Below are 26,917 nucleotides of genomic sequence, written 5' to 3' on the forward strand. Positions count from 1 at the left end.
GGCCCGCTCCAACTCGCACCACTCGCTGATCGGGGAACACGCGTGACCGGCCCCCAGTACGACGACCACGACGCCCCGCCGCCGGAGGAGGACTGGCAGACCGCGGACGACCCCTTCCCCGTCGGTGCCTTCGCCGACGCACCCTTCCCGGAAGGCCCCGGCGACCGGCTGCCGGTCTCGCGCGGGCGCGGCCAGGGCTCCGGCCAGGGTTCGGGCCAGGGCTCCGGCTCGGGTTCGGGCGGGTTCCAGGGCGGCGGCTTCCAGAAGGGCGGCAAGGGCTCGGGCGGGTTCCAGCGCGACGGCGGCAAGCGGCGCCAGGACGACGAGGACGAGCGCTCCGGCGCCGACGGCTTCGAGCGGGTCCCCCCGCAGGACCTCGCCGCCGAGCAGTCCGTCCTCGGCGGCATGCTGCTCTCCAAGGACGCCATCGCCGACGTGGTCGAGGTGCTCAAGCCGGCCGACTACTACCGGCCCGCGCACGAGCTGATCCACGGCGCGATCCTCGACCTCTACGCCCGCGGCGAGCCGGCCGACCCGATCACCGTGGCCGGCGAGCTGACCAAGCGCGGCGAACTCGTCCGGGTCGGCGGTCCCGGCTACCTGCACACCCTGGTCAACTCCGTCCCCACCGCCGCCAACGCCGAGTACTACGCCGAGATCGTCCACGAGCGCGCGGTGCTGCGCCGCCTGGTCGAGGCCGGCACCCGGATCGCGGGCATGGGCTACGCCGCCGAGGGCGACGTCGACGAGATCGTCAACGCGGCCCAGGCGGAGATCTACGCCGTCACCGAGCAGCGGACCAACGAGGACTACGCGCCGCTCTCCGACATCATGGAGGGCGCCCTCGACGAGATCGAGGCGATCGGCTCCCGCAACGGCCAGATGTCCGGCGTCCCGACCGGCTTCGCCGACTTCGACCAGCTCACCAACGGCCTGCACCCCGGCCAGATGATCGTCATCGCGGCCCGCCCGGCCATGGGCAAGGCCCTGGCACTGGACACCCAGCTGCCGACTCCGGACGGCTGGACCACCATGGGGGAGGTCCGGACGGGCGACTACCTGCTCGACGCCTCCGGCAGGCCGACCCGGGTGGTGGCCGCCACCGAGGTGATGACGGAGCGGCCGTGCTTCGAGGTCCTGTTCGACGACGGCACGTCCGTCGTCGCCGACGCGGACCACCAATGGCTGACCGAGACCCGTGCCTCGCGCAGGTCCGCGCAGGCGGTCCGGGCCGGTGGCAACGGTGACCGGGGTACCTCGGGCTCGGTCAGGACGACCAAGGAGATCGCCGAGACCCTTCGCTGCGACACGGCCGACGGACGTGCCAACCACTCGGTGCGGAACGCGGCAGCGCTTGATCTCCCGGACCGTGAGCTGCCCGTACCGCCGTACACCCTGGGCGCCTGGCTGGGTGACGGCCACAGTGCCGCCGCGAGGATCACGTCGGCGGACCCGGAGGTCGTCCGGCGCATCGAAGGCGAGGGCTTCGAGGTCCGGCAGGTGGGTACGTCGCTGACCCACGCCGTGAGGTTCGCCGTGGAGCGACCGGAGCCCCCGGTGCGGGCCTGTGTCGTCTGTGGGGCGACCTTCGTGGCCAAGCTCTCCCAGGTACAGACCTGTGGGAGGTCGTGCGGCGGCAAGGCGCGCCTCGTCTCGTCTCCCGTTCCCGCCCCCACCTGCGTGGACTGCGGCAGCGAGTGCTCCTCGGCGTTCTCCGAACCGCGCTGTGCCCCCTGCAGCAGGAACCACGGGAGCCTCCTGGTGGTGCTGCGGACCATGGGCGTCCTGGGGAACAAGCACATCCCCGTGGAGTACCTCCGGGCTTCCGTCGCTCAGCGCCGGGCGCTGCTTGCCGGGCTCCTCGACACGGACGGGACCGTCACGAGGACGGGATCGGTGCAGTTCGCGGTCACCAGCAAGGCGCTTGCCGAGGGTTTCCGCGAGCTTGTGGTCGGTCTCGGCCACCGGTGCGGTGTGAGCACCAAGGCGGTGAAGGGTCGCTCGGAGGAGTCGTCCACGGTCCACATCGTCACGTTCACTCCGGAGGACGAGGTCTTCGGGCTGGAACGGAAGCGGACCGCGCACACGGATCGTCGGCGTCCCGGCACCGCGAGGCTGAAGCAGCGCTACATCGTGGGCGTTCGCGAGATCGACAGCGTTCCGGTCCGCTGTGTCGAGGTGGACAACCCGGACCACCTCTACCTGGCTACCCGGGCGATGGTTCCTACGCACAACTCCACCCTCGCACTGGATTTCGCGCGTGCCTGTTCGATCCAGCACAAGCTGCCGAGCGTGATCTTCTCCCTCGAAATGGGGCGCAACGAGATCGCCATGCGCCTGCTCTCGGCCGAGGCCCGGGTGGCGCTGCACCACATGCGCTCCGGCAACATGACGGACGACGACTGGACCAGGGTCGCCCGCCGGATGCCGGACGTCAGCGAGGCACCGCTGTTCATCGACGACTCGCCGAACCTGTCGATGATGGAGATCCGCGCCAAGTGCCGCCGGCTCAAGCAGCGCAACGACATCAAGCTGGTCGTCATCGACTACCTCCAGCTGATGCAGTCCGGTGGCTCCCGCCGGGCCGAGAACCGCCAGCAGGAGGTCTCCGACATGTCGCGAAACCTGAAGCTGCTGGCCAAGGAGCTGGAGGTGCCGGTGATCGCGCTCTCCCAGCTGAACCGTGGTCCCGAACAGCGCACCGACAAGCGGCCGATGGTCTCCGACCTGCGTGAATCCGGCTCGATCGAGCAGGACGCCGACATGGTCATCCTGCTCCACCGCGAGGACGCCTACGAGAAGGAGTCCCCGCGTGCCGGCGAGGCCGACCTGATCGTCGCGAAGCACCGTAACGGCCCGACGGCCACCATCACGGTGGCCTTCCAGGGCCACTACTCGCGCTTCGTCGACATGACGCGGGACTGACCGGGTCATCGCTCTTGTAGGGTCTCGCGATCCGCGGCGGAATCTCGTGGATCTTGGCGGAGTGGTGGCGGATACGCCGGCGAGCTGAGATTCAGAAGGGGAGCGTGACGAAGTTCACTCGTTCGAGGGTGAGGTCGTCGGTCTTCCCTGATGTGGGGGTGCCCTGCCCCGACCGTGTCGCCATCAGGTCGTCAGATCTCTGGCGTTGGGCGGGTCTACGCGTTCTTCCGCCGCTGGCGCGACCACGGGCTGGTCAAGGAGTTTCATGACCGCGTCCCCGCCCGGGTCCTGCTCGCCCCCCGTCACCGACGCCGGCCAGCACCTCACCCGCCGAGTCGGCCCCGGAGGCATCTGGGTCAGCTGAGAGCCGCCTCCGAAGGAGACGCCGCACGCCGTCACGCCCACTGACCAACACCGCCCGGTCGCGCCCGCCGCTCTTGGCGGAGCGCAACGGCGCCGCGTCGGCGCTTCAGTCGGCGTTGTAGGTGCGCAGCTGCTCGGCGGCTTCCTGGTAGGCGTCGGTGGCGCGGGCGAAGTAGTCGAAGAGGACTTCGAGCTGTTCGGGCGAGTAGCCCCTGAGGAGCTCGCCGATCCGCTGCCGGGCCGGGGCCATGACCCGGTCGAGGTCGGCGGGCTTGCCGATCGGTTCGACGATCACCTTGCGGCGGTCTCCGGGGTCCGGGGCCCGGCGCACGTAGCCGGCCTGTTCGAGGCGGTCGATGAGGCGGGTGGTCGGCCCGGTGGTGAGGCCGGTGCGGGTGCCGAGCTCGCCGGGGGTCATCGGGCCGGTCAGTTGAAGGATGTTCAGCGCGTAGAGGTCGGTGGCGCCGAGCTCGCAGGCCTTGGCGCTGGCATGGCCGTGCAGCATCACGGCGCTCAGGTACCGGCGGTAGGCCTCACTCGCATCGGATGGCACGGCAGGCGTTGACACGGGCTCCTCCACTCCTTAATCTCTTCCTCAGTGAAGAGAAATCTTCGACGAAGTAACTTCTTCAAAGAAGTTATCATGGAAGGGGAGACCATGAGCACCGTCACCACCACCGAGGCGACCGACCCGACGGGCGAGCCGACCGACCTGAAGAGCACCCCGACGAGCACCGGGAACGTCGGGCGCACCAACCGTCGGCGCACCGTCAAGCGCGCCCTCGGCATCACCGCCCTCACCCTCGCCGTCGCCGCGGCCGGCGGGTACTTCTGGCTGGACGCCACGTCCGACGTCCGCAACCTCGGCCAGACCGACTGCACCGCCGTCACCCCCGCCGTCACCGCCACCCCGACCGGCACGCCCACCACCGACGATCACCGTGCCGTCTGCGACACCATCCGCGCTCTCACCGACGCCTGGGGCCGGGGCGACGCCACCGCGTACGGCGAGCAGTTCACCGTCGACGCCACCTACACCACCTACGTCGGCACCCACTACCAGGGCCGCCGCGACATCGCCGACGCCCACCGTGCCCTGTTCGACGGATTCGTCAAGGACACCAAGCTCGCCGACTCCTTCCTCGGCATCCGCTTCTACGGGCCGGACACCGCCATCGTCACCAGCCGCGGCGACACCTACAAGGGCGGTACGCCCAAGAAGCCGTCCGAGCTGACCAAGACGCAGTCCTACACGCTGGTCCGCCAGAGCGACCACAGCTGGCGCATAGCCGCCTTCCACAACACCCAGCGCCAGAACGTGATGGAGCGGCTCTCCTTCCTCTGGGACTCGGCGACCATGCCCGAGGCCGAGAAGTGACCGACCGGCTCCGCCCGCACACCGGCGCCCCGCGCCTGCACGCCACTCCACCGCACACCCCAACCCGGAGGACGACACCATGACCGCCAACCACCACACCACCGCCCCCCGCGCGACCGACGCCGCCGCGATCCGCGCCCTGCTGGAGCGCGGCGCCGCAGCCTGGGCCGACGGCGACGGCACCGCGTACGGCGCCTGCTTCACCGAGGACGCCACCGACGTCACCTACGTCGGCACCGTCTACCACGGCGGCGAGGAGATCGGCCGCGCTCACCAGGCCCTGTTCGACAGCTTCCTCAAGGGCACCCGGCTGATCCTCGACATCACGGACCTGCGCTTCTACGGCACCGACGCGGCCGTGGTCGTCACCCGCGGCGACGTCCGCAAGGGCGGCACCCCGGAGCAGGACGGCAAGCAGGGCAAGCTCGGCAAGCTCGCCACGTACACGGTGGTGCGCGAGGCCGACGGTCGGTGGCGGATCGCCGCCGTCCAGAAGACCCAGCGCAAGCCCCTGATGGAGGCCGCCTCCTTCCGCTTCCAGCCGGCCACCCGACCCGCCGCGAACTGAGACGCAGCCATCATGACCACCACCCAGCCGACCGCCGCGACACCCCGGTCGTCCGACACCGCCCACCGCCCCACCGCCCTGGTCACCGGAGCCAGCGCCGGCATCGGCCGCGCCTTCGCCCGCCGCCTGGCCGCGAGCGGCCACCGGGTGATCGCCGTCGCCCGGAACGAGGAGCGACTCCAAGCCCTGATGGCCGAACTCGGCCCCGGCCACGACTACCTGGCCGCCGACCTCGGCGACCCCGACGGCCTCCACAAGGCCGCCCAACTCCTCGCCGACCGACGCGTCCACCTCCTGGTCAACAACGTGGGAACCGCCACCACCGGCCCCTTCGCCACGACCCCACTCACCCACGCCCACGAGATGCTGCGCCTCAACTGCGAGGCCCTCGTCACCCTCTCCCACGCCTTCCTCGCCCAGGCCCGCCCCGGCGACGCCCTGCTGAACGTCTCCTCCACCCTTGCCCACACCCCGCTGCCGGACCTCGCCGTCTACAGCGCCACCAAGGCGTTCGTCACCGCCTTCTCCGAGGCACTCTGGTCCGAGCACCGGGCATCCGGCATCCACGTCCTCGCGCTCTGCCCGGGCATGACCGCCACCGAGTCGCAGTCGCACGACGACGCACCGGCCGCCCTGGTGCAGACCCCCGAACAGGTCGTCGCCACCGCCCTACGCGCCCTGCGCCGCCGCAGCCGCCCCACGGTCGTGCCCGGCACGGCCAACCGCCTCCTCCTGGCCGCCGCCCGCACCCTCCCCCGCCACCGCACCCTCACCACCCTCGCCCGCACCTGAACCACCCGCACGAACGCGAAGGAGGCCGGATCTCCGAGCAGCCCAAGACACCGGCCGAGCGGTAGTCCGGCAGGCCGCCGCGGAGGCGACGGCACCATCTCAGGGCGCTCCCCTACCGCTGCTCGAGGGACGCATGGACGGGGATGAACGACGAGCCGGCCGACGGGCTCGCCGACGTCACCTACCGGGGCGGCCGGTACGAGGACGACGCGCATGCGCAGTTCGGTGGCGAGCGGATCGCGCAGTACGGCGTCGACGGACCGCACGGCCGGCTCGACCTTCCGCCGGCCGAGGCAGCCGCACGCGCGGCCGAACTCACCGCCTGGCGCGACCGACTCCACGGCAAGGGCCTCATGGTCTCGATCGACCATCCCGCCCTACGACTTCGATGACGAAGACGAGTGACGAGCCCAGCTCTGGGGATCCGCCACCGTGGTGAGACTGATCAACCCCGACAGGTGGTGAGACAGATCCGGGAGCCCCAGGTCACAGCGGTGACGTGTGCCATGAGCCGCGAGATCCTACACAGCTTGTAGGGCCTCGCGGCCGATGCCGTCGTCCCACGGGCCGTGTCGTACCGATGTCGGGTACGGCATCGCCGTGAGACCGGCGCGTGGGTGCTGCTGCTCAGCGCCTCGTCTCGTACCTGGTCAGGACCACGCCGCCGGGAAACGTCCGCGTCTCCACCAGGTTCAGGTTCGCCCAGCCGTCCAGCGCGGTGAAGAACGGCGTGCCGCCGCCCACCAGGACCGGATGGGTGGCGATCACGTACTCGTCGATCAGCCCGGCGCGCATGGCCGCCCCGGCGAGCGTTGCGCCGCCGATGCTCATCGGGCCGCCGTCCTCGGCCTTGAGCCGGGTGATCTCGGCGATCGCGTCGCCGGTGACCAGGCGGGCGTTCCAGTCGACCTCGTCGATCGTCGAGGAGAACACCACCTTCGGCGTGTCCCGCCAGGTCCGCGCGAACTCGATCTCCGCCGGGGTGGCGTCGGGCTGCTGGGCGCCGGTCGGCCAGTAGGAGCTCATCGTCTCCCACAGCTTGCGCCCGTACAGCGACAGGCCACTCGCCTGCTCGTGGTCGAGCCACCACTGGAACAGCTCGTCGCTCGGCGGTCCGCTCCAGCCGATGTCGTCGCCGACCGCGGCGATGTAGCCGTCCAGGGTCAGGTTCATGCCGTAGATCAGTTTCCGCATGGCTCAGCCTTCCGTCCGCGGGTGTCCGGCGTACAGACCAGCGTGGCGCGGGAACCCCATCGGTGCGCGATCCGGCTCGCCGGTGGCCCTCGTGCTCGGGGCTCGGCGTGGTGCACCCGGGCGAGCCGCCTGATCCCGACCTCGCCCTCGCGAGGAACCGCCCGGCAAGGGCCCCGGGGGCACGGGGCTGCCGGGCACGGCCGGGTCAGAGGGTGACGGTGGCGCGGAAGACGGTGGTGCCGGTGCCGTCGAGCCGGGTGGCGGTGCCGGTCGCGGGGAGGAAGGCCGACTCGCCGCGGGCGAGGTCCAGGGTGGTGCCGTCGGCGGCGGTGAGCCGGGCGCTGCCGGCGGTGCAGAGCAGGATCTGCGGGGCCCGGCCGTCGAGTTGGCGCTCCTGGCCGTCCAGGGTGAAGAGGGAGAGCCGGAACTCGTCGACGGGGACGGGGTAGAGCTCCTCGCCGGGGGTCTCGGCGACGCCGACCGGCAGCAGCAACTCCGGTGCGCCGGAGGTGAATTCCACCACCTTGAGCAGCTCGGGCAGGTCGATGTGCTTGGGCGTGAGCCCGGCCCGCAGGACGTTGTCGGAGTTGGCCTGCAACTCGACGCAGACGCCGTGCAGATAGGCGTGCGGCACGCCCGCGCCGAGGTAGAGCGCCTGGCCCGGACGGAGCCGGATGGCGTTGAGCAGCAGGCCGGCGATCAGGCCGCGGTCGCCGGGGAACTCGCGGGTGATCCGGCTGTACAGCGCGTACGGGCCGTCGGGGTCGCCGGCGGCGGCCTTGTCCACCGCCTCGGCGGTGTCCCGGACGGTCGCGGCGGCGGTGGCGTCGTCCATGGTGAGGACGGCGGCCAGGGTGCTGCGCAGCGCCTCGGCCTCGTCCTCGGCGCCCAGCAGCGCGATCAGCGGGTCGAGCGCCGCCACCTTCAGCCCGGCCAGCAGGGCGGCCGCCCCGGCCGGTGTACGGAAGCCGCAGAGGCCGTCGAACTGGTCGAGCGCGCAGATGAGTTCGGGCTTGTGGTTGGCGTCGCGGTAGCTGCGGTGCGGGGCGTCCGGCGGGATGCCCAGGGCGTTCTCCGCGGCGTACCCGGCGCGGGCCTGGTCCAGGGTGGGGTGGGCCTGGATGGAGAGCGGGATGCCGGCGGCCAGGACCTTGAACAGGAACGGCAGGGCGGGGCCGAACCGGGCCACGGTGGCGGCGCCCAGCTCGCCCTCGGGGTCGGCGGCGATGAGCTCGTCCAGCGTGCGGGGCCCCTCGCCCCGGTCGGCGCGGGAGGGGGCGCCGGGGTGGGCGCCCATCCACAGTTCGGCCTGCGGTTCCCCGGTCGGTTCCTGCCCGAGCAGCTCGGGGAGCGCGGTGAGCGACCCCCAGGCGTACGGGCGGACAGTGTTGACGAGCCTGTCCATGCGCGCGGTCCTGCTCCTTCGCTGCAGTGGCTGGTGTGCCGGATCGCCGGGAGACGGCCCGGCGAGCGGGTGGTCCGGGCAAAGGCTGGGCATCGACCCTAGCCGACCGGTGCCGTCGGGAGGGAAACGGCCGTGGTCGGCCGGGAGTGCCGGAGCCGTACCGGCTGTTCGAGGACGCGGTAGTAGGATGCCAGGACGCAGTAGTTTCCACAGTGGTTTCCAGGTCGGCGGGATGTCGACGGGGACTGCGTCTCAGAGTGCGGGCAACGGTGACTGGCACTTCCCGCCACCGGCCGAGAGGTTTGTACGTGACCGTGAACCAGCAGAGTTTTGCTGATCTCGGCAGGGTGCTGGTGATCATTCCGACGTTCAACGAGGCGGAGAACGTCGAGCGGATCGTCGGACGGGTCCGTGCCGCCGTGCCCGAGGCCCACGTCCTGGTCGCCGATGACAACAGTCCGGACGGCACCGGCGAGCTGGCCGACAAGCTGGCCGCCGAGGACCCGAACGTGCAGGTCATGCACCGCCGGGGCAAGGAGGGGCTGGGCGCGGCCTACCTGGCGGGCTTCCGCTGGGGCATCGACAACGGCTACGACGTCCTGGTCGAGATGGACGCGGACGGCTCGCACCAGCCCGAGGAACTGGACCGGTTGCTGAGCGCGCTGCGCGGCGCCGACCTGGTGCTCGGCTCGCGCTGGGTGCCGGGCGGCCGGGTGGTGAACTGGCCGAAGTCGCGCCTGCTGCTCTCGCGCGGCGGTTCGACCTACTCGCGGCTGATGCTGAACGTGCCGATCCGGGACGTCACCGGCGGCTACCGGGCCTTCCGCAAGGAGACCCTGCTCGGTCTGGGCATGGACGAGGTCGCCTCGGCCGGCTACTGCTTCCAGGTCGACCTGGCCTGGCGGACGGTGAAGGCCGGCTTCAAGGTGGCCGAGGTGCCGATCACCTTCGTGGAGCGCGAGCTGGGAGCCTCCAAGATGAGCCGGCACATCGTGCTGGAGGCGCTCTGGCGCGTCACCTCCTGGGGTGTCGCCGACCGGCTCGCCAAACTGACCGGCCGCAAGGGCTGACCGGCAGCCGAAGAACCCGACAGCGCCCGGGTCCGCCTGTTCTCCACAGGCGGGCCCGGGCGCTTCGCGTTCCCGGGTGTCGGCCGGCGGGGCGGGTCAGCAGGAGCCGGGCGGCCTGAGCGCGCTGTCCGGCAGGTACTGGTCGGCCCAGACGGCGAGCTCGGTGAGGGCCGGGCGCAGGGCCGCACCCGCCTCGGTGAGGCGGTAGCTGACGCGCAGCGGCGGGCCCTCGTCGACCTGGCGCAGGACGAGCCCGGCGTCGGCGAGCTCGGTGAGTCGGTCGGAGAGCATGCGCTCGCTGATGCCGGGGACGGCGCGGCGCAGCTCGGAGAAGTAGCCGGGTCCGTTGTTGGTGAGGACGGCCACGATCAGGCCGGTCCAGCGCTTGCCGAGCAGGGTGAAGACCCGGGTCAGCGCGATCTCGGTGCCGGTGCAGGCGGCCGTCGCCTCCCCGCACTCCACGGACGCGGCGTGGAGCTGCTCGGTCACCTCGTGCTGGGCCATGGATACAGCGTACCCGTCTGTCCACTAGTGACTGCAGAAAAGTAAGCTGCTACGGTACTTGCAGCTGCGGCGGAAAGAGCAGCTACTTACTTGATGGAGGTTCGCCATGCCCACTCTGCTGCACATCGACTCGTCCGCGTTCACCGACGGCTCGGTCTCCCGCGAGGTCTCGGCCGCCTACCGGGCCGCCTGGCAGGCCCAGCACCCCGACGGCGTGGTGATCCACCGCGACCTCGCCGCCCGGCCGGTGCCGCACCTGGACGCCGACGGCATCTCCGCCGCCTTCACCCCGGCCGAGGGGCGCAGCCCCGAGCAGGCGGCCGCCTTCGCGCTGCGCGAGGAGCTGATGGCGGAGCTGGAGCAGGCCGACGCGATCGTGATCGGCACCCCGATGTACAACTTCACGATCCCGTCCGGCCTCAAGGCCTGGCTGGACCAGGTGATCCTGATGGGCCGCACGGCGGGGGACACCCCCACCGCGGCGGGCACGCCGGTGACGGTGGTCGCGGCGCGCGGCGGCTCCTACGCGCCCGGCGCCCCGCGCGAGCCGTACGAGTTCGTCACCACCTACCTGGAGAAGGTGCTGACCGGGATGCTCGGGCTGGAGGTCGACTTCATCGTCCCCGAGTTCACCCTGGCGGCGACCGTGCCCGCGATGGCGGACTTCGTGCAGCAGGCCGCCGACTCCAAGGCCCGGGCGCTGGAGGACGCGGCACGCCGGGCGAAGGCGGTGGCCGCCTGAGAGCGGCCCCGGGGCGGCCCGCCGGGCCGCGGGCACGATCGGGAAGGCGCGCCCCGCCGGGCGCGCCTTCCGCGCATTCGGCGGGCCGTACTCCCATGCTGTAGGGCGCAGGGAGTCCGACCGCCGACCGGAGGGAGCAGCCAGTGACGTCGTCCTCGCCCGAGGGGAGCGCCGACGCGGAGCACGCGGGCGCCGCGGACGGCGACTTCGCCGGGGCGGCCGGTGTCCGGCCGCTGGAGATCGCCGTCTTCACCGGCCCCGAGTCGGCCTTCTTCGCCACCTCCACGCTGATCCTCGGCGAGCGCACCGCGATCCTGGTCGACGCCCAGCTCACCCGCAGCGCCGGCCGCGAGCTGGCCGAGTGGGTGGCCGGCAAGAACCGCCGGCTGCTGGCCATCGTGATCACCCACCAGCACCCCGACCACTACTTCGGCGCCGAGGAGGTGCTGAGGCTCTTCCCGGAGGCGCAGCTGCTGGCCGCGCCCACGGTGGTGGACGGCATCCTGCGCACCGCGGCCGCCAAGGTCGCCCAGTGGAAGCCGGTGTACGGCGACGACATCCCCGACCACCCGCTGGTGCCCGCGCCGCTGCTGCCCCAGCCGTTGATGGTCGACCGCCAGGTGATCCCGGTGCTGTTGTTCGGCCAGGGCGACTGCGACGGCTCCACGGTGGTCCACGTGCCCAGCATCCGCACCGTGATCGCCGGCGACTTCGTCTACAACGGCACCCACGTCTGGACGGCCGACACCACCCCGGAACAGCGCACCGCGTGGGTGCGCAGCCTCGGCCGGATCGCCGGACTCGGCGCGGAACGGGTGATCGCCGGCCACCGGGCGCCCGAGCAGGACGACGACGCGGCCCGGGTGCTCGCCTTCACCGGCGAGTACCTGCAGGACTTCGACCGGCTGCTGGCCGAGCACCCGGACGACGCGGAGGGGCTGGTCGCCGCGGTGGGCGAGCGGTACGGGGAGCTGACCCTGCCGGCCATCCTGGAGCTGAGCGTCGCCGCCAACCTCGCCCGTCCCCGGTACCCGGAGGATGACGACGGGATCGTCGACGCCGAGCTCGTCGACGAGGACCCCGAGGACTGAACCGGCCCGGGCGGATACTGGCGGCATGACGCCGTACGACGTGATCGTGCCCGCCGGGGGCGCCGCCCGCCGGCTCGGCGGCGCGGACAAGCCCGGGCTGACCGTCGGCGGGACGGCGCTGCTCGACCGGGTGCTCGCCGCCGCCGCCGGCGCCCGCACCACCGTGGTGGTCGGCCCGGTCCGGCCCACCGCCCGGACCGGGGTCCGCTGGACCCGTGAGCGGCCGCCCGGCGGCGGTCCGGTGGCGGCCGTCGCGGCGGGCCTGGCCGAGGTGACGGCCGAGGTGGTGCTGCTGCTCGCCGCCGACCTGCCGTTCCTGGACGAGCGGACCGTCCGCCGGCTGGCCGCGGCCCTCGCCGAGCGGGAGCCGGAGGGCGACGCGGCCGGCCCGGTCGACGCGGCCGTCCTGGTGGACGCGGCGGGCCGGGACCAGCCGCTCGCCGCCGCCTACCGCACCGCCGCCCTGCGCGCCGCGCTGGCCGCCGCCGGGGATCCGGCCGGGCTGCCGCTGCGCCGGCTGACCGGCGGCCTGCGCACCCTGCGGCTGGCCGACACCGACGACGTCACCTATGACTGCGACACCTGGGAGGAGCTGGAGCGGGCCCGCGAACGGGACCGCTCGTAGGCCCCGTCCGGCCGCCCGGCGAAGCGCCGCACGGCGCAGCGCGGCACGGCGGGACACGGCGCGCCGCGGCACGGCCGACGGCGGTGCCCGGGCCGCCGTACGGCGCCGGCGGCCCGCCGTACGGGAAGCGACGCGCGCCGCTCGCCCGGGAAACAACCCGGGGAAACCGCCGATCAGGCAGCATGGGGCCCATGGAGCGCACGCTGGATGACTGGATGGCCGAGGTCCGGGCCGAGCTGGGGATCGACCTGGACGTCGACGTCCGCGGACTGCTCGACCTCACCCGGGTGGTCGCGCACGGGGTGGCGCGCCCCGCCGCGCCGCTGACCGCCTTCCTGGTCGGCTACGCGGCCGCGCAGCGCGGCGGCGGTCCGGAGGCCGTCGCCGAGGCGTCCCGGCGCGCCGCCGAACTCGCCGAGCGCTGGACGGCGGCGGCCGGGGCGGAGCACCCGTGAGCACCGTCGAGGAGGCCGCCGTGCCCGGCGGACGCTCCGCCGCCGGGCCCCTGACGTGGCCGCAGGCCCGGGCGGCGGCCCACCGGGCCGGGCTGCACCCACTCCCGCCGCAGCGCCTGGACCTGGCCGACGCGCTCGGCCGGACCCTCGCCGAGCCGCTCACCGCCCTCACCGACCTGCCCGCCTTCGACACCTCGGCGATGGACGGCTGGGCCGTCGCCGGGCCGGGCCCCTGGCGGGTCGCCGGGCGGATACTGGCCGGGCAGCCGGCCGTGCCGCCGCTGGCCGACGGTGCGGCCACCGAGATCGCCACCGGTGCCCGGCTCCCGTCCGGTGCCACCGCCGTCCTGCGTCGCGAGCACGGCGAGCGGATCGGCGCCCTGCTGCACGACCGCGCCCCGGGCTCGCTGACCACCGGCCAGGACGTCCGCCCGCGCGGCCAGGAGTGCCGTCGCGGTGAGGCGCTGCTGGCCGCCGGCACCCCGGTCGGCCCGGCCGTGCTGGGCCTCGCCGCGGCCTGCGGCCACGACCTGCTGGCGGTCCGCCGCCGCCCGGTCGTCGAACTCCTCGTCCTCGGCGACGAACTGCTCGGCTCCGGGATCCCTCGGTCCGGCCTGGTCCGGGACGCGCTCGGCCCGCTGCTGCCGCCCTGGCTGCGCGCGGCCGGCGCCGAGGTGGGCGAACCGCGCGCCGTCCGGGACGACTTCGGCCTGCTCCGGGACGCCGTCCGGCACTCCACCGCCGATGTGGTGGTCACCACCGGCGGGACGGCCGCCGGTCCGGTCGACTTCCTGCACCGGGCCCTGGCCGAGGCCGGTGCCCGGCTGCTGGTGGACGGCGTCGCCGTCCGCCCCGGTCACCCCATGCTGCTCGCCGAACTCCCGGGTGGCCGGCACCTGGTGGGCCTGCCGGGCAACCCGCTGGCCGCGGTGGCCGGCGCCGTCACCCTGGCCCTGCCGCTGCTGTACGCGCGGGGCGGCCGGTCCGTCGGCGAGCCGGTGCTCGCACCCGCCGCCGTCGACCTGGCCGGGCACCCCGCCGACACCCGGCTGCTGCCGGTGCGCCGCACCGCGCGGGGCGTCGTCCCGCTGGCCTTCGACGGCCCGGCGATGCTGCGCGGTCTGGCCCGCGCCGAGGCGCTCGCCGTGGTGGCGCCCGGTGGCGCGGCGGCCGGTGACACCGTCGAGCTCCTGGAGGCCCCGTGAGCGCGCGCCGTCGCGAGTCGCCGCTGCGCGCGCCGACCCCCGGCACCGAACCGTGGGCGGACGCCGGCATCGTGCTGCCCGCCCGGCGCTCCGCGCCCGCCGTCCGGCAGGTCGGCTCGCGGCTGCTGGTGGCGCTCGCCGTGCTGGTGGCCACCACCGTGATCGTCTGGCTGGACCGGGACGGCTACAACGACAACGCCGGCGGCGGGGTGAGCTTCCTCGACGCGGCGTACTACGCGACCGTGACGCTCTCCACCACCGGGTACGGCGACATCACCCCCTTCAGTGACAGCGCCCGGCTCACCAACATCTTCGTGATCACCCCGCTGCGCGTGGTCTTCCTGATCATCCTGGTCGGCACCACGCTCGAAGTGCTGACCGAACGCACCCGCCAGCAGTGGCGGTTGAACCGCTGGAGGTCCACCGTGCGCGAGCACACCGTCGTGATCGGCTACGGCACCAAGGGGCGCAGCGCCGTCGACACCCTGCTCGGCCAGGGGGTGCGCAAGGAGGAGATCGTGGTCGTCGACCCGCAGCGCAAGGTCATCGACCAGGCCGCCCAGCACGGGCTGGTGGGGGTGGTCGGCGACGCCACCCGGACCGACACCCTGCTGCGCGCCGGCCTCCCCGCGGCCGCGCGGGTGGTGGTGGCGCCGGAGCGGGACGACACCGCCGTCCTGATCACGCTGACCGCGCGCCAGCTCACCAAGGCGGCCACCGTGGTCGCCGCGGTGCGGGAGGACGAGAACGCGCCGCTGCTGCGGCAGAGCGGCGCCGATGTCGTGGTGACCAGCTCCAGTTCGGCGGGCCGGCTGCTCGGCATGTCGATGCTCAGCCCGCACGCGGGCGCGGTCATGGAGGACCTGCTCACCTACGGCAACGGCCTGGACGTGATCGAGCGCCCGGTCACCCGGGCCGAGGCCGGGCACGGCCCGCGGGACTGCGAGGACCTCGTGGTCGCGGTGGTCCGGGGCCGCCGGGTGATCAACTACACCGAGCCGGAGGCCCGGGTGCTCCAGCTCACCGACCGGGTGATCGTCATCAAGTGACCGGCCGGTGGCTACAGTCCGTGTCATGACTGAGCAACCGCAGCCCCCCTTCGGCACGTTCGAGACGGTCGCCCCGGCCCTGGACGTCTGCGACCTCCTCGCCGGGCCGGTGGCCGACGCCCTCCGGAACTGGGGCGACCGGGAGGCCGCCCGGTCCGTGTTCTACGTGGACACCGACCCGGAGAAGGCGGACACCGCGGTGTTCTGCGAGACCTACGGGGTGCCGCTGGAGGCCTCGGCGAACTGCGTGGTGGTGGCCGCCAAGCGCGGCGGGGAGACCACGCAGGCCGCCTGCCTGGCGCTCGCCCACACCCGGGTGGACGTCAACAAGGCCGTCCGCAAGCGGCTGGAGGCGCGCAAGGCCTCGTTCGCGCCGATGGACGCGGCGGTGGCGCAGACGGGGATGGAGTACGGCGGCATCACGCCGGTCGGCCTGCCCGCCGGCTGGCCGCTGCTGATCGACGCGGCGGTGGCCGCGGCGCCGTACGTCCTGGTGGGCAGCGGGCGGCGGCGGGGCAAGCTGATCCTGCCGGGCCGGGCACTGGCGACCCTGCCGGGGGCCGAGGTGCTGGCCGGGCTGGCGGGCTGAACGGGCGCTCCCGGCGGAGCGGACCGGCCGACCGGACCGGGTCGACCGGTGCTCCCGCCGGCTGCGCGGGGCGCCCCCGCGGCCCCGCCGGAACGCAGTAGCTTCGGGTCATGCATGCGATGACGATTCCTGAACCCGGTGGGCCCGAGGCGCTGGTCTGGGCCGAGGTGCCGGACCCGGTGCCCGGTGACGGCGAGGTCCTGGTCGAGGTGGCGGCGACCGCCGTCAACCGGGCCGATCTGCTCCAGCGGCAGGGTTTCTACAACCCGCCGCCCGGCAGCTCGCCCTACCCCGGCCTGGAGTGCTCGGGGCGGATCGTCGCCCTCGGGTCCGGGGTGGCCGGCTGGGGGGTCGGCGACGAGGTCTGCGCGCTGCTGGCCGGCGGCGGCTACGCGCAGCGGGTCGCGGTGCCGGTCGGGCAGCTGCTGCCGGTGCCGAAGGGGCTCGACCTGGAGCAGGCCGCCGCGCTGCCGGAGGTCGCCGCGACGGTGTGGTCCAACGTCTTCCTGGTCGCGCACCTGCGGCCGGGGGAGACGGTGCTGCTGCACGGCGGGGCCAGCGGCATCGGGACGATGGCGATCCAGCTGGCCAAGGCGGTCGGGGCCCGGGTGGCGGTGACGGCGGGCAGCGCCGAGAAGCTGGCCCGGTGCGCCGAGCTGGGCGCCGACATCATGATCAACTACCGCGAGCAGGACTTCGTCGAGGTGCTCCGGGAGGCCACCGGCGGCGCCGGGGCGGACGTGATCCTGGACCTCATGGGGGCGGCGTACCTGCAGCGGAACGTGGACGCGCTGGCGGTCAACGGCCGGCTGGTGATCATCGGGTTGCAGGGCGGGGTGCAGGGCGAGATCAACCTCAACACGCTGCTGCGCAAGCGCGGCGCGGTGATCGCGACCAATCTGCGCGGGCGGCCGCTGGCGGAGAAGGCCGCGATCGTGGCGGCGGTGCGCGAGCACGTCTGGCCGCTGGTCGAGTCGGGTCTGGTCCGGCCGGTGATCGACCGGGTGCTGCCGCTGGCCGAGGCGGCCGCCGGACACCGGGCGCTGGAGAACGGCGAGCAGGTCGGCAAGGTGGTGCTGCGGGCCTGAGGCCCGGCCGGGGCTGCCCGGGGCGGGGGCGGAGGCCGTGGTCCGGCCGGGCGGTTGGTGCACAGCCGTTCGAAATGCCCGGAATGCCCGATTGTGTGACGCTGGTCCGGAGCTGTCCCGCCGCCGACCCCGCCCGTGCGCGGTCGGCCGTCGGAAGGACCTCGACCGTGGCCGCACCTTCGAACGCGTTCCTCGGGCCGCTGCCCGCCGCGCCCTCCCACGGCCGTACCCGGGACCGGGCCGGTACCGGCGCTCGCCGGGCCCGTCGCGGCGACCGCCGACTGCGGCGGCTGCTGGCGGTGGCGGTGCTCGGCCTCGCCCTGCCGCTGGTCGTCGCGCCGCCGGCGCCGGCCGCCGTGGTGGACCGGCCGACCGGTCCCCGGGAGGCCGCCGCCGGGCCGGAGACCTCCACCGCGCTCGCCGCGCCGTCGGCGGACCCGTCCGAGCCGGCCGCGTCGTCCGAGCCCGGTCCGCCGGCCCCGGCCGCTCCGGTGCCGAGCGGCCCCGGCCGGTCCGGGTCGCCCTCCGCCGGGGCCGGCCAGGCATCCTCCGAAGCGTCGCCCCCGGCCTCCGCCGCTCCGGCGCCGGAGCCGACCCCGGTTCCGACTCCCGCACCGGAGCCGTCGGCCGCGCCGGTCGCGGTGCCGGCGCCGAGCACGCCGCCGGCGCCGACCGGCACACCGCCGCCCCCGAGCGCGCAGCCGGCCGCCCCGCCGGCCCTGCCCCCGGGGGCCGCCGCGGCGCCGCAGCACCAGAACGGGCGCCCCCGCCCCGGGCCGGCGGCCGGCGGGCCCTGGGCCGGTCGGGCCGAGGACGGCCACCGGCACCGACCGGCCTCGGCCCCCGAGCGAGTCCCCGAGCGGGCCGCCGAGCGCCGACCGGCGCGGGGGCCGGAGCAGCCGGTCGAGGCCGAACAGGCCGCCCCGGACGCGGACCCCGGTACGCCGGAGACCACCGCGCCGGCCGAGGACGCCGTACCGGACGGCGCCACCGTGGCGGCCGGGGCGACCGCCCAGCAGGCCGCCGGAGCCGTCCCGGCGGTGCTGCCCGCCCGCTGGCACGACGCCTCCACGCTCCAGCTCCCGCTGGGCGCCGGCCTCGGCCTGATCGGCTGCGGCCTGGGGCTGATCGGCCTGCGCCTGCGCAAGGGCTGAGCCGGCCCGCGGCCCCGCGCGAACTGAGTATCCGTACGGATGCCGGGCTCCCGCGCGGGGGCGTAGCGTCGGGCCCGGAAGTGTCGCGGTGACGTCGGTCGGTGGCGGCGGTGCGGGCGCGGTGGTGCGGTCGGGGGTTTCCGCCCGACCAACCCCAGTGAGGGAGAATGTTGTTCATGACGAATCCGATGAACGAGCGCTCGCCGCAGGAGCTGTACCAGGCCATGGGCGGGCAGTCGCAGGACGGCCAGAAGGTGCTGATCGTCGGACCGGACGGGCTGCCCGTGGGTCAGGGGTTCGCCGGTTCGACCCAGGACGACGGTGAGGGGCCGCGCGAGCTCCCGGTGACCGAGATGGTGGAGCAGCCGGCCAAGGTCATGCGGATCGGCAGCATGATCAAGCAGCTGTTGGAGGAGGTCCGGGCGGCGCCTCTCGACGAGGCCAGCCGGGTCCGCCTGAAGGACATCCACGCCAGCTCCATCAAGGAGCTGGAGCTCGGCCTGGCCCCCGAACTGGTCGCGGAGTTGGAGCGGCTCTCGCTCCCCTTCACCGAGGACACCATCCCGACCGAGGCCGAGCTGCGGATCGCGCAGGCGCAGCTGGTGGGTTGGCTGGAGGGGCTGTTCCACGGCATCCAGACCGCGCTGTTCGCCCAGCAGATGGCGGCGCGCGCGCAGCTGGAGCAGATGCGCCGGGCGCTGCCGCCCGGCCTGCACGGCGCCGACCAGGAGGGCGACGAGCCCGGCGAGGGCCGCGGCATCCGCTCCGGGCCGTACCTGTAGGCCCGCCACCGGCCCCGCGGGGAGCGCCGCGGGGCCCGTGCCGGCCGCCCGGTATCGGACGTACCGCCACGATCCGGTGCCGAACGTACGACCGACCCACTACCGCCCGGTCGTGGGTCGCGGCTCGGACACAGTGTCGGCCCTGCGCCGATCACTGTCGCCGCGAGCCGATACCCTGGGCCCCTGTCGCAGGCCGGGCGAGCGCCGCGACAGGGGTCGGGCGGGCCACGAAACCGGGCCCGACCACGCACGGACGAGACCGAACGTCACGGTTGCGGCGGCACGACCGCGCCGAGGGGGAGCAGAGGACCATGAGCGAGCACGGCAACGCGGCGGTCGAGGGCCAATCCCTGGGCAACGGCAGGTACGTGCTGCAGCGGGTGCTGGGTGAGGGCGGCATGGCCTCCGTGCACCTCGCCTACGACAACGTGCTCGGCCGCTCGGTCGCGCTGAAGAGCATGCACGCCGAGCTCGGGCGCGACGAGTCCTTCAAGGAGCGGTTCCGCCGCGAGGCGCAGGCCGTGGCCCGGCTGGAGCACGCCAACATCGTCACGGTCTACGACAGCGGCGAGGACGTCGCCGCCGACGGCTCCACCACCCCGTACATCGTGATGCAGCTGGTCGACGGCAAGGGTCTGCGCGACGCGATCAACGAGGCGGTCGCGCAGTACGGCGCGATGCCCACCGAGGAGGCGCTGCGGGTCACCGTCGGCGTGCTGAACGCGCTGGAGGCCTCGCACGACCAGGGCCTGGTGCACCGCGACATCAAGCCCGGCAACGTGATGTTCGACCGCAAGGGCAACATCAAGGTCATGGACTTCGGCATCGCCCGCGCGCTGGAGTCCGGGGTCACCTCGATGACCCAGACCGGCATGGTGGTCGGCACCCCGCAGTACCTCTCGCCCGAGCAGGCGCTCGGCAAGCCGGTGGACGCCCGCTCCGACCTCTACTCGGTCGGCGTGATGCTCTTCGAGATGCTCACCGGCCAGCTGGTCTTCGACGGCGACTCGGCGTTCTCGATCGCCTACAAGCACGTCCAGGAGGAGCCCTCGGCTCCGTCCACCGTCAACCGGACGGTCAGCCCGGCGGTGGACGCCTTCGTCGCCCAGGCGCTGCGCAAGGACCCGGCGCACCGCTTCCCGAGCGCGGCGGCCATGCGCGACGAGGCGGAGCGGCTGATCGCGGCGGAGAAGGGCGGCGGCAACGGCAACCAGCTGGCCGCCAGCTCGCCGCTGGTGATCACGGACGGCCCGCGCTCGGTGCACGCCGCGCCGCCCGCCCCGCAGGCTCCGCAGACCCCGCAGCCGTTCCAGCAGCAGTACCGGACGCCGCCGCCGGCGTTCCAGACCCCGCCGCCGCAGCACCCGCACACGCCGCAGCCCTTCCCGCAGCAGTACCAGACCCCGCCGCCGGCCTTCCAGGCCCCGCAGCACTTCCCGCCGCAGGCGCACACCCCGCCGCCCCAGCCGATGCCGACGCAGTTCCAGCCGGCTCCCGCGTCGAACAGCGGCGGCTGCTCCACCGCACTGGTGATCGTCGGCATCATCATCGGCGTGATCGTCCTCGCGATCATCATCATCGCCATCGTGGTGACCAAGGCGGAGAAGGACACCAAGAGCTCCCGGTCCGCCGAGCGGCCCGCGACCGTTCTGCACCTGGACGACCTGCCCGACCGGAATGGCCTGCTCTGACGCGTTCCGCCCGGATCGGGCGTGCTACGGGGGAAGTCCGGAGGCGGTAGCGTTCGGGGACACGAAGCGACAGGGCACCGCGATCCGAGCGAACGCCCGGGGCGAGGAGCGATGGCACAGACGCAGCAGCCGGACGACGACGAGGGTGCCCGCGCGGCCGGTTCGGCCGGCGGAGCCCGCAGGATGCCCGAGCCCGGCAGCGACAGCGCCGCCACCTCCGCACTCCCGCCGTTCGGCGGCGGCCCGCAGACCCCCGGCCGGGGCACCGCGGCCCCGCTCGGCACGGTCGGGGACGGCCGCTACCGGCTGACCCACCGGCTCGGCCGCGGTGGCATGGCCGAGGTCTTCGCCGCCCAGGACGTCCGGCTCGGCCGGACCGTCGCCGTCAAGCTGCTGCGCCCCGAACTCGCCCAGGACGACATCGCCCGGCTGCGCTTCACCCGGGAGGCACACGCCGTCGCGGCGCTCAACCACCACTCGATCGTCGCGGTCTACGACACCGGCGAGGAGTACGTCGGCGACGAGTCGACGCCCTACATCGTGATGGAGCTGGTCGAGGGCCGGACCGTCCGCGAGCTGCTGGTGGACGAGGAGGCGCCGCCGGTCGACCAGGCGCTGATCATCATCGCCGGGGTGCTGGAGGCGCTCGCCTACAGCCACCGGCACGGCATCGTGCACCGCGACATCAAGCCCGCCAACGTCATCATCACGACCACCGGCGCGGTCAAGGTGATGGACTTCGGCATCGCCCGCGCGCTGACCGGCACCGCCAGCACCATGACCCAGACCGGCATGGTCATGGGCACCCCGCAGTACCTCTCGCCCGAGCAGGCCCTCGGCAAGCCGGTCGACCACCGCTCCGACCTGTACGCGGCCGGCTGCATGCTCTACGAGCTGCTCACGCTGCGCCCGCCGTTCACCGGCGACACCCCGCTCTCGGTGGTCTACCAGCACGTGCAGGACATGCCGGTGCCGCCGGCGCAGGTCAACGGGCGGGTGCCGGCCGCGCTCGACCCGCTGGTGCTGCGCTCGCTCGCCAAGAACCCGGACGACCGCTTCCAGGACGCCGACGAGTTCCGCGCCCACCTCCAGCACGCGCTGCGCGAGATGCACGGCGCCGGCGGGGCCTGGGCGGCGGGCGCCGCGGCGGCCGGGCTGGCGGCCGCGGGCCAGGGCCACAGCGGGGCCACCCCGATGATCGGCACCGACGAGACGGCCGTGCTCGGCGCCGGTGTCGGCGGCCCTGGCGACTCGACCACGGTGCTGCCGTACCAGGTGCCCGGCGGCCCGCACACCCCGTCCGCGCCCTACCCGGGGGCCGGTGGGCCGTACGGCGGCGGTCACGACGGCTCGGGCGGCGGTGGCGACGACGGGGACGACGATCGGCGGCGGCGCGGCCCCTGGGGCTGGGTGGCCGGCGTCGCGGCGGTGCTCGTCGCGTCCGGTGTCGGCATCGCACTCGCGCTCAGCGGTGGCAACGGCGGGGGCCACACCCCCACCCCGGCGCCCACGCCGTCCGTTTCCTCGACCACCTCGCCCGAGACCGGCACGCCCACCACCGGTGGGAGCAGCCCGACCTCGGCGCCGGTCACCCAGAACACCCGGAAGCCGCAGCAGCCGACCGACACCACGAACAACAACAACCAGAGCCCGGCGCCCAGCGTGCCCTCCGGCAAGCACTCGCCGAGCACGACGCCGTCGCCCACCGGGACCAAGTCGGCGAGCGCCACCGCGACGACCAGCACGACGCCCACCGGCGGTGCCAGCACGACGCCGGCGGGCGGGGCCACCGGCACGCAGAGCGGCGGCGCGACGGGCACCCAGCCGCCGCCGGCCACGAAGCCGCCGGTCACCCAGCCGCCGGGCGGCGGCGGTGGGACCACCCCGCCCGGTACCGGCGGCTGACCGGCGGGGTCAGTTGGCGAAGGCGTCCAGCACCTGTTCGTACTCCTGGCACCACCAGGCCAGCTGGCCCGCCGAGGCGGGGTAGAGCGGGTCGGCCCGGTGGTCGGCCCGCTGGTAGCGCCACTGGAGCATCCAGAAGTCGTTGAGCCGCTCCCACCAGACCCGGTGGGCGGCCGCGGCCAGGTGCTCCGCGGTGGCGGCCCCGGTGGCCCGGTAGGCCTGCGAGTAGTGCCGGACCCGGACGAGGTCGAGCGCTCCCGACGTCCGGTCGTTGAAGACCAGGGTGGCGGCGCGGACGGCCTCCTCGGCGCGCGGCTGCGGGCCGAGCTTGTCCCAGTCCAGGACGGCCGCGATCCGGCCGCCCTCGTGCAGCAGGTTGAGGCCGTGGAAGTCCCCGTGCGTCCAGCCGGTGGGCGGGGCGGCCTGCGGGGCCGGCCGGCGGTGGGCGTACTCGGCGAGCAGGTCGAGCCGTTCGGTGAGGCGCTGCTCGACCAGCGCGTCCAGCTCGCCGTACGGGCGCTGTTCGCGGGCGCTCAGCCGCAGGTCGCGGGCGAGCCGGGCACTGTCCAGCGGGTCGGCGGTGCGGTAGCCGGCGGGTTGCGGGACCGGGGCGCAGACGTCGTCGAGTGCGCCGTGCAGTCGCCCGAGCAGCGCGCCGAGCGCGTCGCACTGCGGTAGGGAGAGGTCGCCGCCGTGCCGGTGTCGGCCATCGACCCAGGGGAAGAGCGCGAACAGCCGGCCGCCGAACGCGGCCACCGTGACGGAGCGTTCGGCACAGGCCAGCGGGGGAGCGACGGGCAGTCCGAGGGCGTCCAGCGCGGCCATCGCGCGGTGGTGGTCGGCGATCGAACCGCGGTGCGCGGTGGCGGCGTCGACGTAGCACTTCAGGAAGTACGTCCCGGCCTCGGTGGTGACCCGGTAGCCCCGGTTCAACAGGCCCTCGGCGACCGGTTCGGCGGTGAGCAGCCGCCCCACCCGGTAGCGGCGCAGGACCTCGGCCAGCGCGAGGTGGGGGACGGGCGGGCTGAGGGTCCCTATCGGCGGTGCGGTGAGGTCGGGGCGGGCCGGGGCACAGGCGAGGGTCTGGCTGAAAGTCACAGGCTGAGGTTAGGGCCCCCTGGCGGGGGTCCTTGACAAACCGTCAGATCTGTGATGCATCCGGCTTTCAGTGCTGCTGGTCCGCCTGGTGCCGGGCCACGAAGGCGGCGGCCTGGGTGCGTCGCTCCATGCCCATCTTGGCGAGCAGACTGGAGACGTAGTTCTTGACCGTTTTCTCGGCCAGGTGCAGCTCGTTGCCGATCTGACGGTTGGTCATCCCCTCGCCGATCAGATCGAGGATGCGGCGCTCCTGCTTGGTGAGCTGGGACAGTCGTTCGTCCTCCTTCTCGCCGCCGTCGCGCAGCCGGGCCAGCACCCGGCTGGTGGCCACCGGGTCGAGCAGCGACTTGCCGGCCGCGACGTCCCGGACGGCGGCGATCAGGTCGGTGCCGCGGATCGCCTTCAGCACGTAGCCGGAGGCGCCCGCCATGATCGAGTCGAACAGCGCCTCGTCGTCCGAGAACGAGGTCAGCATCAGACACTTGATCTCCGGCAGCCGGGAGCGGATCTCCCGGCAGACCTCGACGCCGTTGCCGTCCGGCAGCCGGACGTCGAGTACCGCGACGTCGGGATGTACGGCGGGGATCCGGGTGATGGCCTCGGCGGCGGTGCCGGCCTCGCCGACCACCTCGATGTCGTCCTCGACCGAGAGAAGATCGTGGACGCCCCGCCTGACCACCTCGTGATCGTCGAGCAGGAATACCCTGATTTGTCCGTTATCAGTCACGCGCAAAGCCTCCCATATCACCGTAGGAAAGACCTATTGCGCGCACCGCCGCAGCAGCGCTATCCGGCCAGAGCGCCGGAAAGCGATACCGGTAACCCCCTTACGAACGGGGCTCCGCCCGGATAACGTGCGCAGGTGTCCTGAAGGCGACCGAATTGAGAGCTGCGCCACACCCGCAGTTGTAGGCCCTGAACAAGTAGGACGTCCTAGCGCAAGCGCGCCAAGGGCTGCCGCTGGGTAACGTTCTCGTGAGGGACGCCGTCGGAACAGGATCACCACCTGCCTTGCAGCCGGTGCGCACACCCACGCGCGCCCCGCGAGGCGGTGACCGGACCGGTCACCGGCGACCCCGGGCGGCCGGACAGACCGAGGAGTGAACGTGACCGTCAAAAGCACGGCGAGGGCCCGCAAGAAGGCGGCCCCCGGCGTCCCTGACACCCTCCGCGCCACGGGTACGGACGCCCAGCCGGAGCTCGTACAGCTGCTCACCCCGGAAGGAGAGCGGGTCGAGCACCCGGACTACCCGCTCACCACCACCCCGGAGGAGCTGCGCGCCCTCTACCGCGACCTGGTGCTGGTGCGCCGGTTCGACGCCGAGGCCACCGCGCTGCAGCGCCAGGGCGAGCTGGGCCTGTGGGCCTCGCTGCTCGGCCAGGAGGCGGCCCAGGTCGGCTCCGGGCGGGCCATGCGCACCGGCGACTACGCCTTCCCCACCTACCGCGAGCACGGCGTGGCCTGGTGCCGCGACGTGGACCCGCTGAACCTGCTCGGCATGTTCCGCGGCGTGAACCACGGCGGCTGGGACCCGAACGAGAAGAACTTCCACCTGTACACCATCGTGATCGGCGCGCAGACCCTGCACGCCACCGGCTACGCGATGGGCATCACCAAGGACGGCGCGGACGACGCGGTGATCGCCTACTTCGGCGACGGCGCCTCCAGCCAGGGCGACGTCAACGAGGCCTTCACCTTCGCCTCGGTCTACAACGCCCCGGTGGTCTTCTTCTGCCAGAACAACCAGTGGGCGATCTCCGAGCCCACCACCACCCAGACCAAGATCCCGCTGTACCGCCGCGCCTCCGGCTTCGGCTTCCCGGGCGTCCGGGTCGACGGCAACGACGTGCTGGCCTGCCTGGCGGTCACCCGCTGGGCGCTCGACCACGCCCGCAGCGGCAACGGACCGGTGCTGATCGAGGCGTTCACCTACCGGATGGGCGCGCACACCACCTCCGACGACCCGACCCGCTACCGTCCGTCCGAGGAGACCGAGGCCTGGAAGGCCAAGGACCCGATCACCCGGCTCAAGGCGCTCCTGGAGAAGGAGGGCCTGGCCGACGCGGAGTTCTTCGCCTCGATCGAGGCCGAGAGCGAGCAGCTGGGGCTGCGGGTGCGCGAGGGCGTGCGCACCATGCCGGACCCGGACCCGACCCTGATCTTCGACCACGTCTACGCCGAGCCGCACACGCTGGTCGATGAGGAACGGGCCGAGTACGTCGAGTACGCGGCCTCCTTCGAGGCGGGGGAGAACCTCTGATGGCCGGTCAGCTCAGCATCGCGAAGGCGCTCAACGAGGCGCTGCGCAAGTCGCTGGAGAACGACCCGAAGACGCTCCTGATGGGCGAGGACATCGGCAAGCTCGGTGGCGTCTTCCGGATCACCGACGGCCTGCAGAAGGACTTCGGCGACAGCCGGGTGATCGACTCCCCGCTCGCCGAGTCCGGCATCGTCGGCACCGCGATCGGCCTCGCGCTGCGCGGCTACCGCCCGGTGGTGGAGATCCAGTTCGACGGGTTCGTCTACCCGGCCTTCGACCAGATCGTCTCCCAGCTCGCCAAGATGCACGCCCGCGCGCTCGGGCACGTCAAGATGCCGGTCACCATCCGCATCCCGTACGCGGGCGGCATCGGCGCGGTCGAGCACCACAGCGAGTCGCACGAGGCGTACTTCGCGCACACCGCCGGTCTGCGGGTGGTCTCGCCCTCCAGCGCGCACGACGCGCACTGGATGCTGCGCCAGGCCATCGAGTCGGACGACCCGGTGATCTTCCTGGAGCCCAAGCGCCGGTACTGGGACAAGGGCGAGGTCGGCGACGCCGCCGACCTGGGCCTGTACGACGCCCGGATCGTGCGCCCCGGCGCGGACGCGACGCTGATCGCCTACGGGCCGATGGTCAAGGTCTGCCAGGAGGCCGCCGCGGCCGCCGAGGAGGACGGCCGCCGGCTGGAGGTCGTCGACCTGCGCTCGCTCTCCCCGGTGGACTTCGCCACCCTGGAGGAGTCGGTCAAGCGGACCGGCCGCGGCATCGTGGTGCACGAGGCGCCGGTCTTCCTGGGCATGGGCGCCGAGCTGGCCGCCCGGCTGACCGAGCGGTGCTTCTACCACCTGGAGGCGCCGATCCTGCGGGTCGGCGGCTACCACGCGCCGTACCCGCCGTCCCGGGTCGAGGAAGCCTTCCTGCCGGACCTGGACCGCGTGCTCGACGCCGTCGACCGCGCGCTCGCGTACTGAACCGGGGAG

24 protein-coding genes and 2 pseudogenes are annotated in these 26,917 nt (G+C 73.5%); 20 read left to right on the plus strand and 6 right to left on the minus strand.

Translation table 11 applies throughout. From position 1 onward, the window contains the following. Window positions 1-168 precede the first annotated feature (168 nt). Window positions 169-2,925: a replicative DNA helicase gene (gene dnaB / locus ACFVYI_RS28885; protein WP_387891074.1), complete on the plus strand. Its 2,757-nt coding sequence runs from the start codon at window positions 169-171 to the stop codon at window positions 2,923-2,925. 469 nt (window positions 2,926-3,394) lie between these two features. Here the strand turns inward: dnaB and ACFVYI_RS28890 are convergent, their stop codons facing one another. Continuing rightward, window positions 3,395-3,841 carry a MarR family winged helix-turn-helix transcriptional regulator gene (locus tag ACFVYI_RS28890; protein ID WP_387891076.1) on the minus strand — a complete coding sequence of 149 codons (447 nt, stop codon included), beginning with the start codon at window positions 3,839-3,841 and terminating at the stop codon, window positions 3,395-3,397. 90 nt (window positions 3,842-3,931) lie between these two features. Here ACFVYI_RS28890 and ACFVYI_RS28895 point away from each other — a divergent pair, with 90 nt between their 5' ends. The 4 genes from ACFVYI_RS28895 (at window position 3,932) to ACFVYI_RS28910 (ending at window position 6,418) form a co-directional block, all read left to right on the plus strand. Then, complete coding sequence (locus tag ACFVYI_RS28895) at window positions 3,932-4,666, plus strand: SgcJ/EcaC family oxidoreductase (RefSeq protein ID WP_387890953.1); 735 nt, start codon at window positions 3,932-3,934, stop codon at window positions 4,664-4,666. A gap of 79 nt (window positions 4,667-4,745) precedes the next feature. Continuing rightward, window positions 4,746-5,234 (plus strand): SgcJ/EcaC family oxidoreductase, encoded by a 489-nt coding sequence (locus ACFVYI_RS28900; protein ID WP_387890956.1) that lies wholly within the window; start codon window positions 4,746-4,748, stop codon window positions 5,232-5,234. Window positions 5,235-5,246: 12 nt separating this feature from the next. After that, complete coding sequence (locus tag ACFVYI_RS28905) at window positions 5,247-6,026, plus strand: SDR family NAD(P)-dependent oxidoreductase (protein ID WP_387890959.1); 780 nt, start codon at window positions 5,247-5,249, stop codon at window positions 6,024-6,026. Between the two features lie 143 nt (window positions 6,027-6,169). Next, window positions 6,170-6,418 carry a hypothetical protein gene (locus ACFVYI_RS28910; RefSeq protein ID WP_387890962.1) on the plus strand — a complete coding sequence of 83 codons (249 nt, stop codon included), beginning with the start codon at window positions 6,170-6,172 and terminating at the stop codon, window positions 6,416-6,418. Window positions 6,419-6,653: 235 nt separating this feature from the next. On the opposite strand, the gene ACFVYI_RS28915 is transcribed toward ACFVYI_RS28910, so the two are convergent. Further along, window positions 6,654-7,220, minus strand: coding sequence for a dihydrofolate reductase family protein (locus tag ACFVYI_RS28915; protein ID WP_387890964.1), 567 nt, complete (start codon window positions 7,218-7,220; stop codon window positions 6,654-6,656). Between the two features lie 205 nt (window positions 7,221-7,425). Beyond that, window positions 7,426-8,625 carry a mannose-6-phosphate isomerase, class I gene (gene manA, locus ACFVYI_RS28920; protein WP_387890966.1) on the minus strand — a complete coding sequence of 400 codons (1,200 nt, stop codon included), beginning with the start codon at window positions 8,623-8,625 and terminating at the stop codon, window positions 7,426-7,428. A 308-nt stretch (window positions 8,626-8,933) separates the two neighbouring features. Between manA and ACFVYI_RS28925 the strand changes: the two genes are divergently transcribed. Next, window positions 8,934-9,695 (plus strand): polyprenol monophosphomannose synthase, encoded by a 762-nt coding sequence (locus ACFVYI_RS28925; protein WP_387890968.1) that lies wholly within the window; start codon window positions 8,934-8,936, stop codon window positions 9,693-9,695. A 96-nt stretch (window positions 9,696-9,791) separates the two neighbouring features. Here ACFVYI_RS28925 and ACFVYI_RS28930 read toward each other — a convergent pair whose 3' ends face one another. Then, window positions 9,792-10,199 carry a winged helix-turn-helix transcriptional regulator gene (locus tag ACFVYI_RS28930; RefSeq protein WP_387890971.1) on the minus strand — a complete coding sequence of 136 codons (408 nt, stop codon included), beginning with the start codon at window positions 10,197-10,199 and terminating at the stop codon, window positions 9,792-9,794. Window positions 10,200-10,305: 106 nt separating this feature from the next. Here ACFVYI_RS28930 and ACFVYI_RS28935 point away from each other — a divergent pair, with 106 nt between their 5' ends. The 12 genes and pseudogenes from ACFVYI_RS28935 to ACFVYI_RS28990 all read left to right on the plus strand — a co-directional run bounded on the left by ACFVYI_RS28935 (window position 10,306) and on the right by ACFVYI_RS28990 (window position 22,575). Continuing rightward, window positions 10,306-10,941, plus strand: coding sequence for an FMN-dependent NADH-azoreductase (locus ACFVYI_RS28935; RefSeq protein ID WP_387890974.1), 636 nt, complete (start codon window positions 10,306-10,308; stop codon window positions 10,939-10,941). A 143-nt stretch (window positions 10,942-11,084) separates the two neighbouring features. Beyond that, window positions 11,085-12,032 (plus strand): MBL fold metallo-hydrolase, encoded by a 948-nt coding sequence (locus ACFVYI_RS28940; protein ID WP_387890977.1) that lies wholly within the window; start codon window positions 11,085-11,087, stop codon window positions 12,030-12,032. Between the two features lie 25 nt (window positions 12,033-12,057). After that, a pseudogene (locus ACFVYI_RS28945) lies at window positions 12,058-12,665 on the plus strand (molybdenum cofactor guanylyltransferase); the annotation flags it as partial. A gap of 195 nt (window positions 12,666-12,860) precedes the next feature. Next, window positions 12,861-13,112: pseudogene (locus tag ACFVYI_RS28950) on the plus strand (DUF6457 domain-containing protein); the annotation flags it as partial. Further along, on the plus strand, window positions 13,109-14,317 hold the full coding sequence (locus ACFVYI_RS28955; RefSeq protein ID WP_387890979.1) for a molybdopterin molybdotransferase MoeA: 1,209 nt from the start codon (window positions 13,109-13,111) through the stop codon (window positions 14,315-14,317). The pseudogene ACFVYI_RS28950 and the gene ACFVYI_RS28955, both read left to right, overlap by 4 nt. 23 nt (window positions 14,318-14,340) lie before the next feature. Further along, the gene (locus ACFVYI_RS28960; RefSeq protein ID WP_387891079.1) at window positions 14,341-15,366 is read left to right on the plus strand and encodes a potassium channel family protein; all 1,026 of its coding nucleotides are present in this window, start codon (window positions 14,341-14,343) and stop codon (window positions 15,364-15,366) included. A gap of 25 nt (window positions 15,367-15,391) precedes the next feature. Beyond that, window positions 15,392-15,955: a YbaK/EbsC family protein gene (locus tag ACFVYI_RS28965; RefSeq protein ID WP_387890981.1), complete on the plus strand. Its 564-nt coding sequence runs from the start codon at window positions 15,392-15,394 to the stop codon at window positions 15,953-15,955. Window positions 15,956-16,065: 110 nt separating this feature from the next. Then, a complete protein-coding gene (locus ACFVYI_RS28970) occupies window positions 16,066-17,043 on the plus strand; it encodes an NAD(P)H-quinone oxidoreductase (protein ID WP_387890984.1) in 978 nt (325 codons plus the stop codon). 167 nt (window positions 17,044-17,210) lie between these two features. Further along, window positions 17,211-18,197 (plus strand): hypothetical protein, encoded by a 987-nt coding sequence (locus tag ACFVYI_RS28975; RefSeq protein WP_387890986.1) that lies wholly within the window; start codon window positions 17,211-17,213, stop codon window positions 18,195-18,197. A gap of 176 nt (window positions 18,198-18,373) precedes the next feature. After that, on the plus strand, window positions 18,374-18,979 hold the full coding sequence (locus ACFVYI_RS28980; RefSeq protein WP_387890988.1) for a bacterial proteasome activator family protein: 606 nt from the start codon (window positions 18,374-18,376) through the stop codon (window positions 18,977-18,979). Window positions 18,980-19,290: 311 nt separating this feature from the next. After that, window positions 19,291-20,670, plus strand: coding sequence for a protein kinase (locus tag ACFVYI_RS28985; protein ID WP_387890991.1), 1,380 nt, complete (start codon window positions 19,291-19,293; stop codon window positions 20,668-20,670). A gap of 111 nt (window positions 20,671-20,781) precedes the next feature. Further along, window positions 20,782-22,575, plus strand: coding sequence for a protein kinase (locus ACFVYI_RS28990; RefSeq protein ID WP_387890994.1), 1,794 nt, complete (start codon window positions 20,782-20,784; stop codon window positions 22,573-22,575). A 9-nt stretch (window positions 22,576-22,584) separates the two neighbouring features. On the opposite strand, the gene ACFVYI_RS28995 is transcribed toward ACFVYI_RS28990, so the two are convergent. Both ACFVYI_RS28995 and ACFVYI_RS29000 read right to left on the minus strand, forming a co-directional pair. Next, window positions 22,585-23,673 (minus strand): phosphotransferase enzyme family protein, encoded by a 1,089-nt coding sequence (locus ACFVYI_RS28995; protein ID WP_387890997.1) that lies wholly within the window; start codon window positions 23,671-23,673, stop codon window positions 22,585-22,587. 67 nt (window positions 23,674-23,740) lie between these two features. Continuing rightward, window positions 23,741-24,400 carry a response regulator gene (locus tag ACFVYI_RS29000; RefSeq protein ID WP_387891000.1) on the minus strand — a complete coding sequence of 220 codons (660 nt, stop codon included), beginning with the start codon at window positions 24,398-24,400 and terminating at the stop codon, window positions 23,741-23,743. 379 nt (window positions 24,401-24,779) lie between these two features. Between ACFVYI_RS29000 and pdhA the strand changes: the two genes are divergently transcribed. Next, complete coding sequence (gene pdhA, locus ACFVYI_RS29005; protein WP_387891003.1) at window positions 24,780-25,934, plus strand: pyruvate dehydrogenase (acetyl-transferring) E1 component subunit alpha; 1,155 nt, start codon at window positions 24,780-24,782, stop codon at window positions 25,932-25,934. After that, a complete protein-coding gene (locus ACFVYI_RS29010; RefSeq protein ID WP_387891006.1) occupies window positions 25,934-26,908 on the plus strand; it encodes an alpha-ketoacid dehydrogenase subunit beta in 975 nt (324 codons plus the stop codon). The genes pdhA and ACFVYI_RS29010 overlap by 1 nt, the downstream gene beginning before the upstream one ends. The last annotated feature ends 9 nt before the right edge of the window (window positions 26,909-26,917 follow it).

Origin of the sequence: Kitasatospora sp. NPDC058218 (assembly GCF_042882445.1) — a bacterium.
Lineage (GTDB): Bacteria > Actinomycetota > Actinomycetes > Streptomycetales > Streptomycetaceae > Kitasatospora.

What these genes read in the sequence shown, in the direction of transcription:
- ACFVYI_RS28895 (WP_387890953.1), top strand. Translation starts at nt 3,932, where the DNA reads ATGGAAGGGGAGACCATGAGCACCGTCACCACCACCGAGGCGACCGAC.
- ACFVYI_RS28900 (WP_387890956.1), top strand. Translation starts at nt 4,746, where the DNA reads ATGACCGCCAACCACCACACCACCGCCCCCCGCGCGACCGACGCCGCC.
- ACFVYI_RS28905 (WP_387890959.1), top strand. Translation starts at nt 5,247, where the DNA reads ATGACCACCACCCAGCCGACCGCCGCGACACCCCGGTCGTCCGACACC.
- ACFVYI_RS28910 (WP_387890962.1), top strand. Translation starts at nt 6,170, where the DNA reads ATGAACGACGAGCCGGCCGACGGGCTCGCCGACGTCACCTACCGGGGC.
- ACFVYI_RS28915 (WP_387890964.1), bottom strand. Translation starts at nt 7,220, where the DNA reads ATGCGGAAACTGATCTACGGCATGAACCTGACCCTGGACGGCTACATC.
- manA (WP_387890966.1), bottom strand. Translation starts at nt 8,625, where the DNA reads ATGGACAGGCTCGTCAACACTGTCCGCCCGTACGCCTGGGGGTCGCTC.
- ACFVYI_RS28930 (WP_387890971.1), bottom strand. Translation starts at nt 10,199, where the DNA reads ATGGCCCAGCACGAGGTGACCGAGCAGCTCCACGCCGCGTCCGTGGAG.
- ACFVYI_RS28935 (WP_387890974.1), top strand. Translation starts at nt 10,306, where the DNA reads ATGCCCACTCTGCTGCACATCGACTCGTCCGCGTTCACCGACGGCTCG.
- ACFVYI_RS28965 (WP_387890981.1), top strand. Translation starts at nt 15,392, where the DNA reads ATGACTGAGCAACCGCAGCCCCCCTTCGGCACGTTCGAGACGGTCGCC.
- ACFVYI_RS28970 (WP_387890984.1), top strand. Translation starts at nt 16,066, where the DNA reads ATGCATGCGATGACGATTCCTGAACCCGGTGGGCCCGAGGCGCTGGTC.
- ACFVYI_RS28980 (WP_387890988.1), top strand. Translation starts at nt 18,374, where the DNA reads ATGACGAATCCGATGAACGAGCGCTCGCCGCAGGAGCTGTACCAGGCC.
- ACFVYI_RS28985 (WP_387890991.1), top strand. Translation starts at nt 19,291, where the DNA reads ATGAGCGAGCACGGCAACGCGGCGGTCGAGGGCCAATCCCTGGGCAAC.
- ACFVYI_RS28990 (WP_387890994.1), top strand. Translation starts at nt 20,782, where the DNA reads ATGGCACAGACGCAGCAGCCGGACGACGACGAGGGTGCCCGCGCGGCC.
- ACFVYI_RS29010 (WP_387891006.1), top strand. Translation starts at nt 25,934, where the DNA reads ATGGCCGGTCAGCTCAGCATCGCGAAGGCGCTCAACGAGGCGCTGCGC.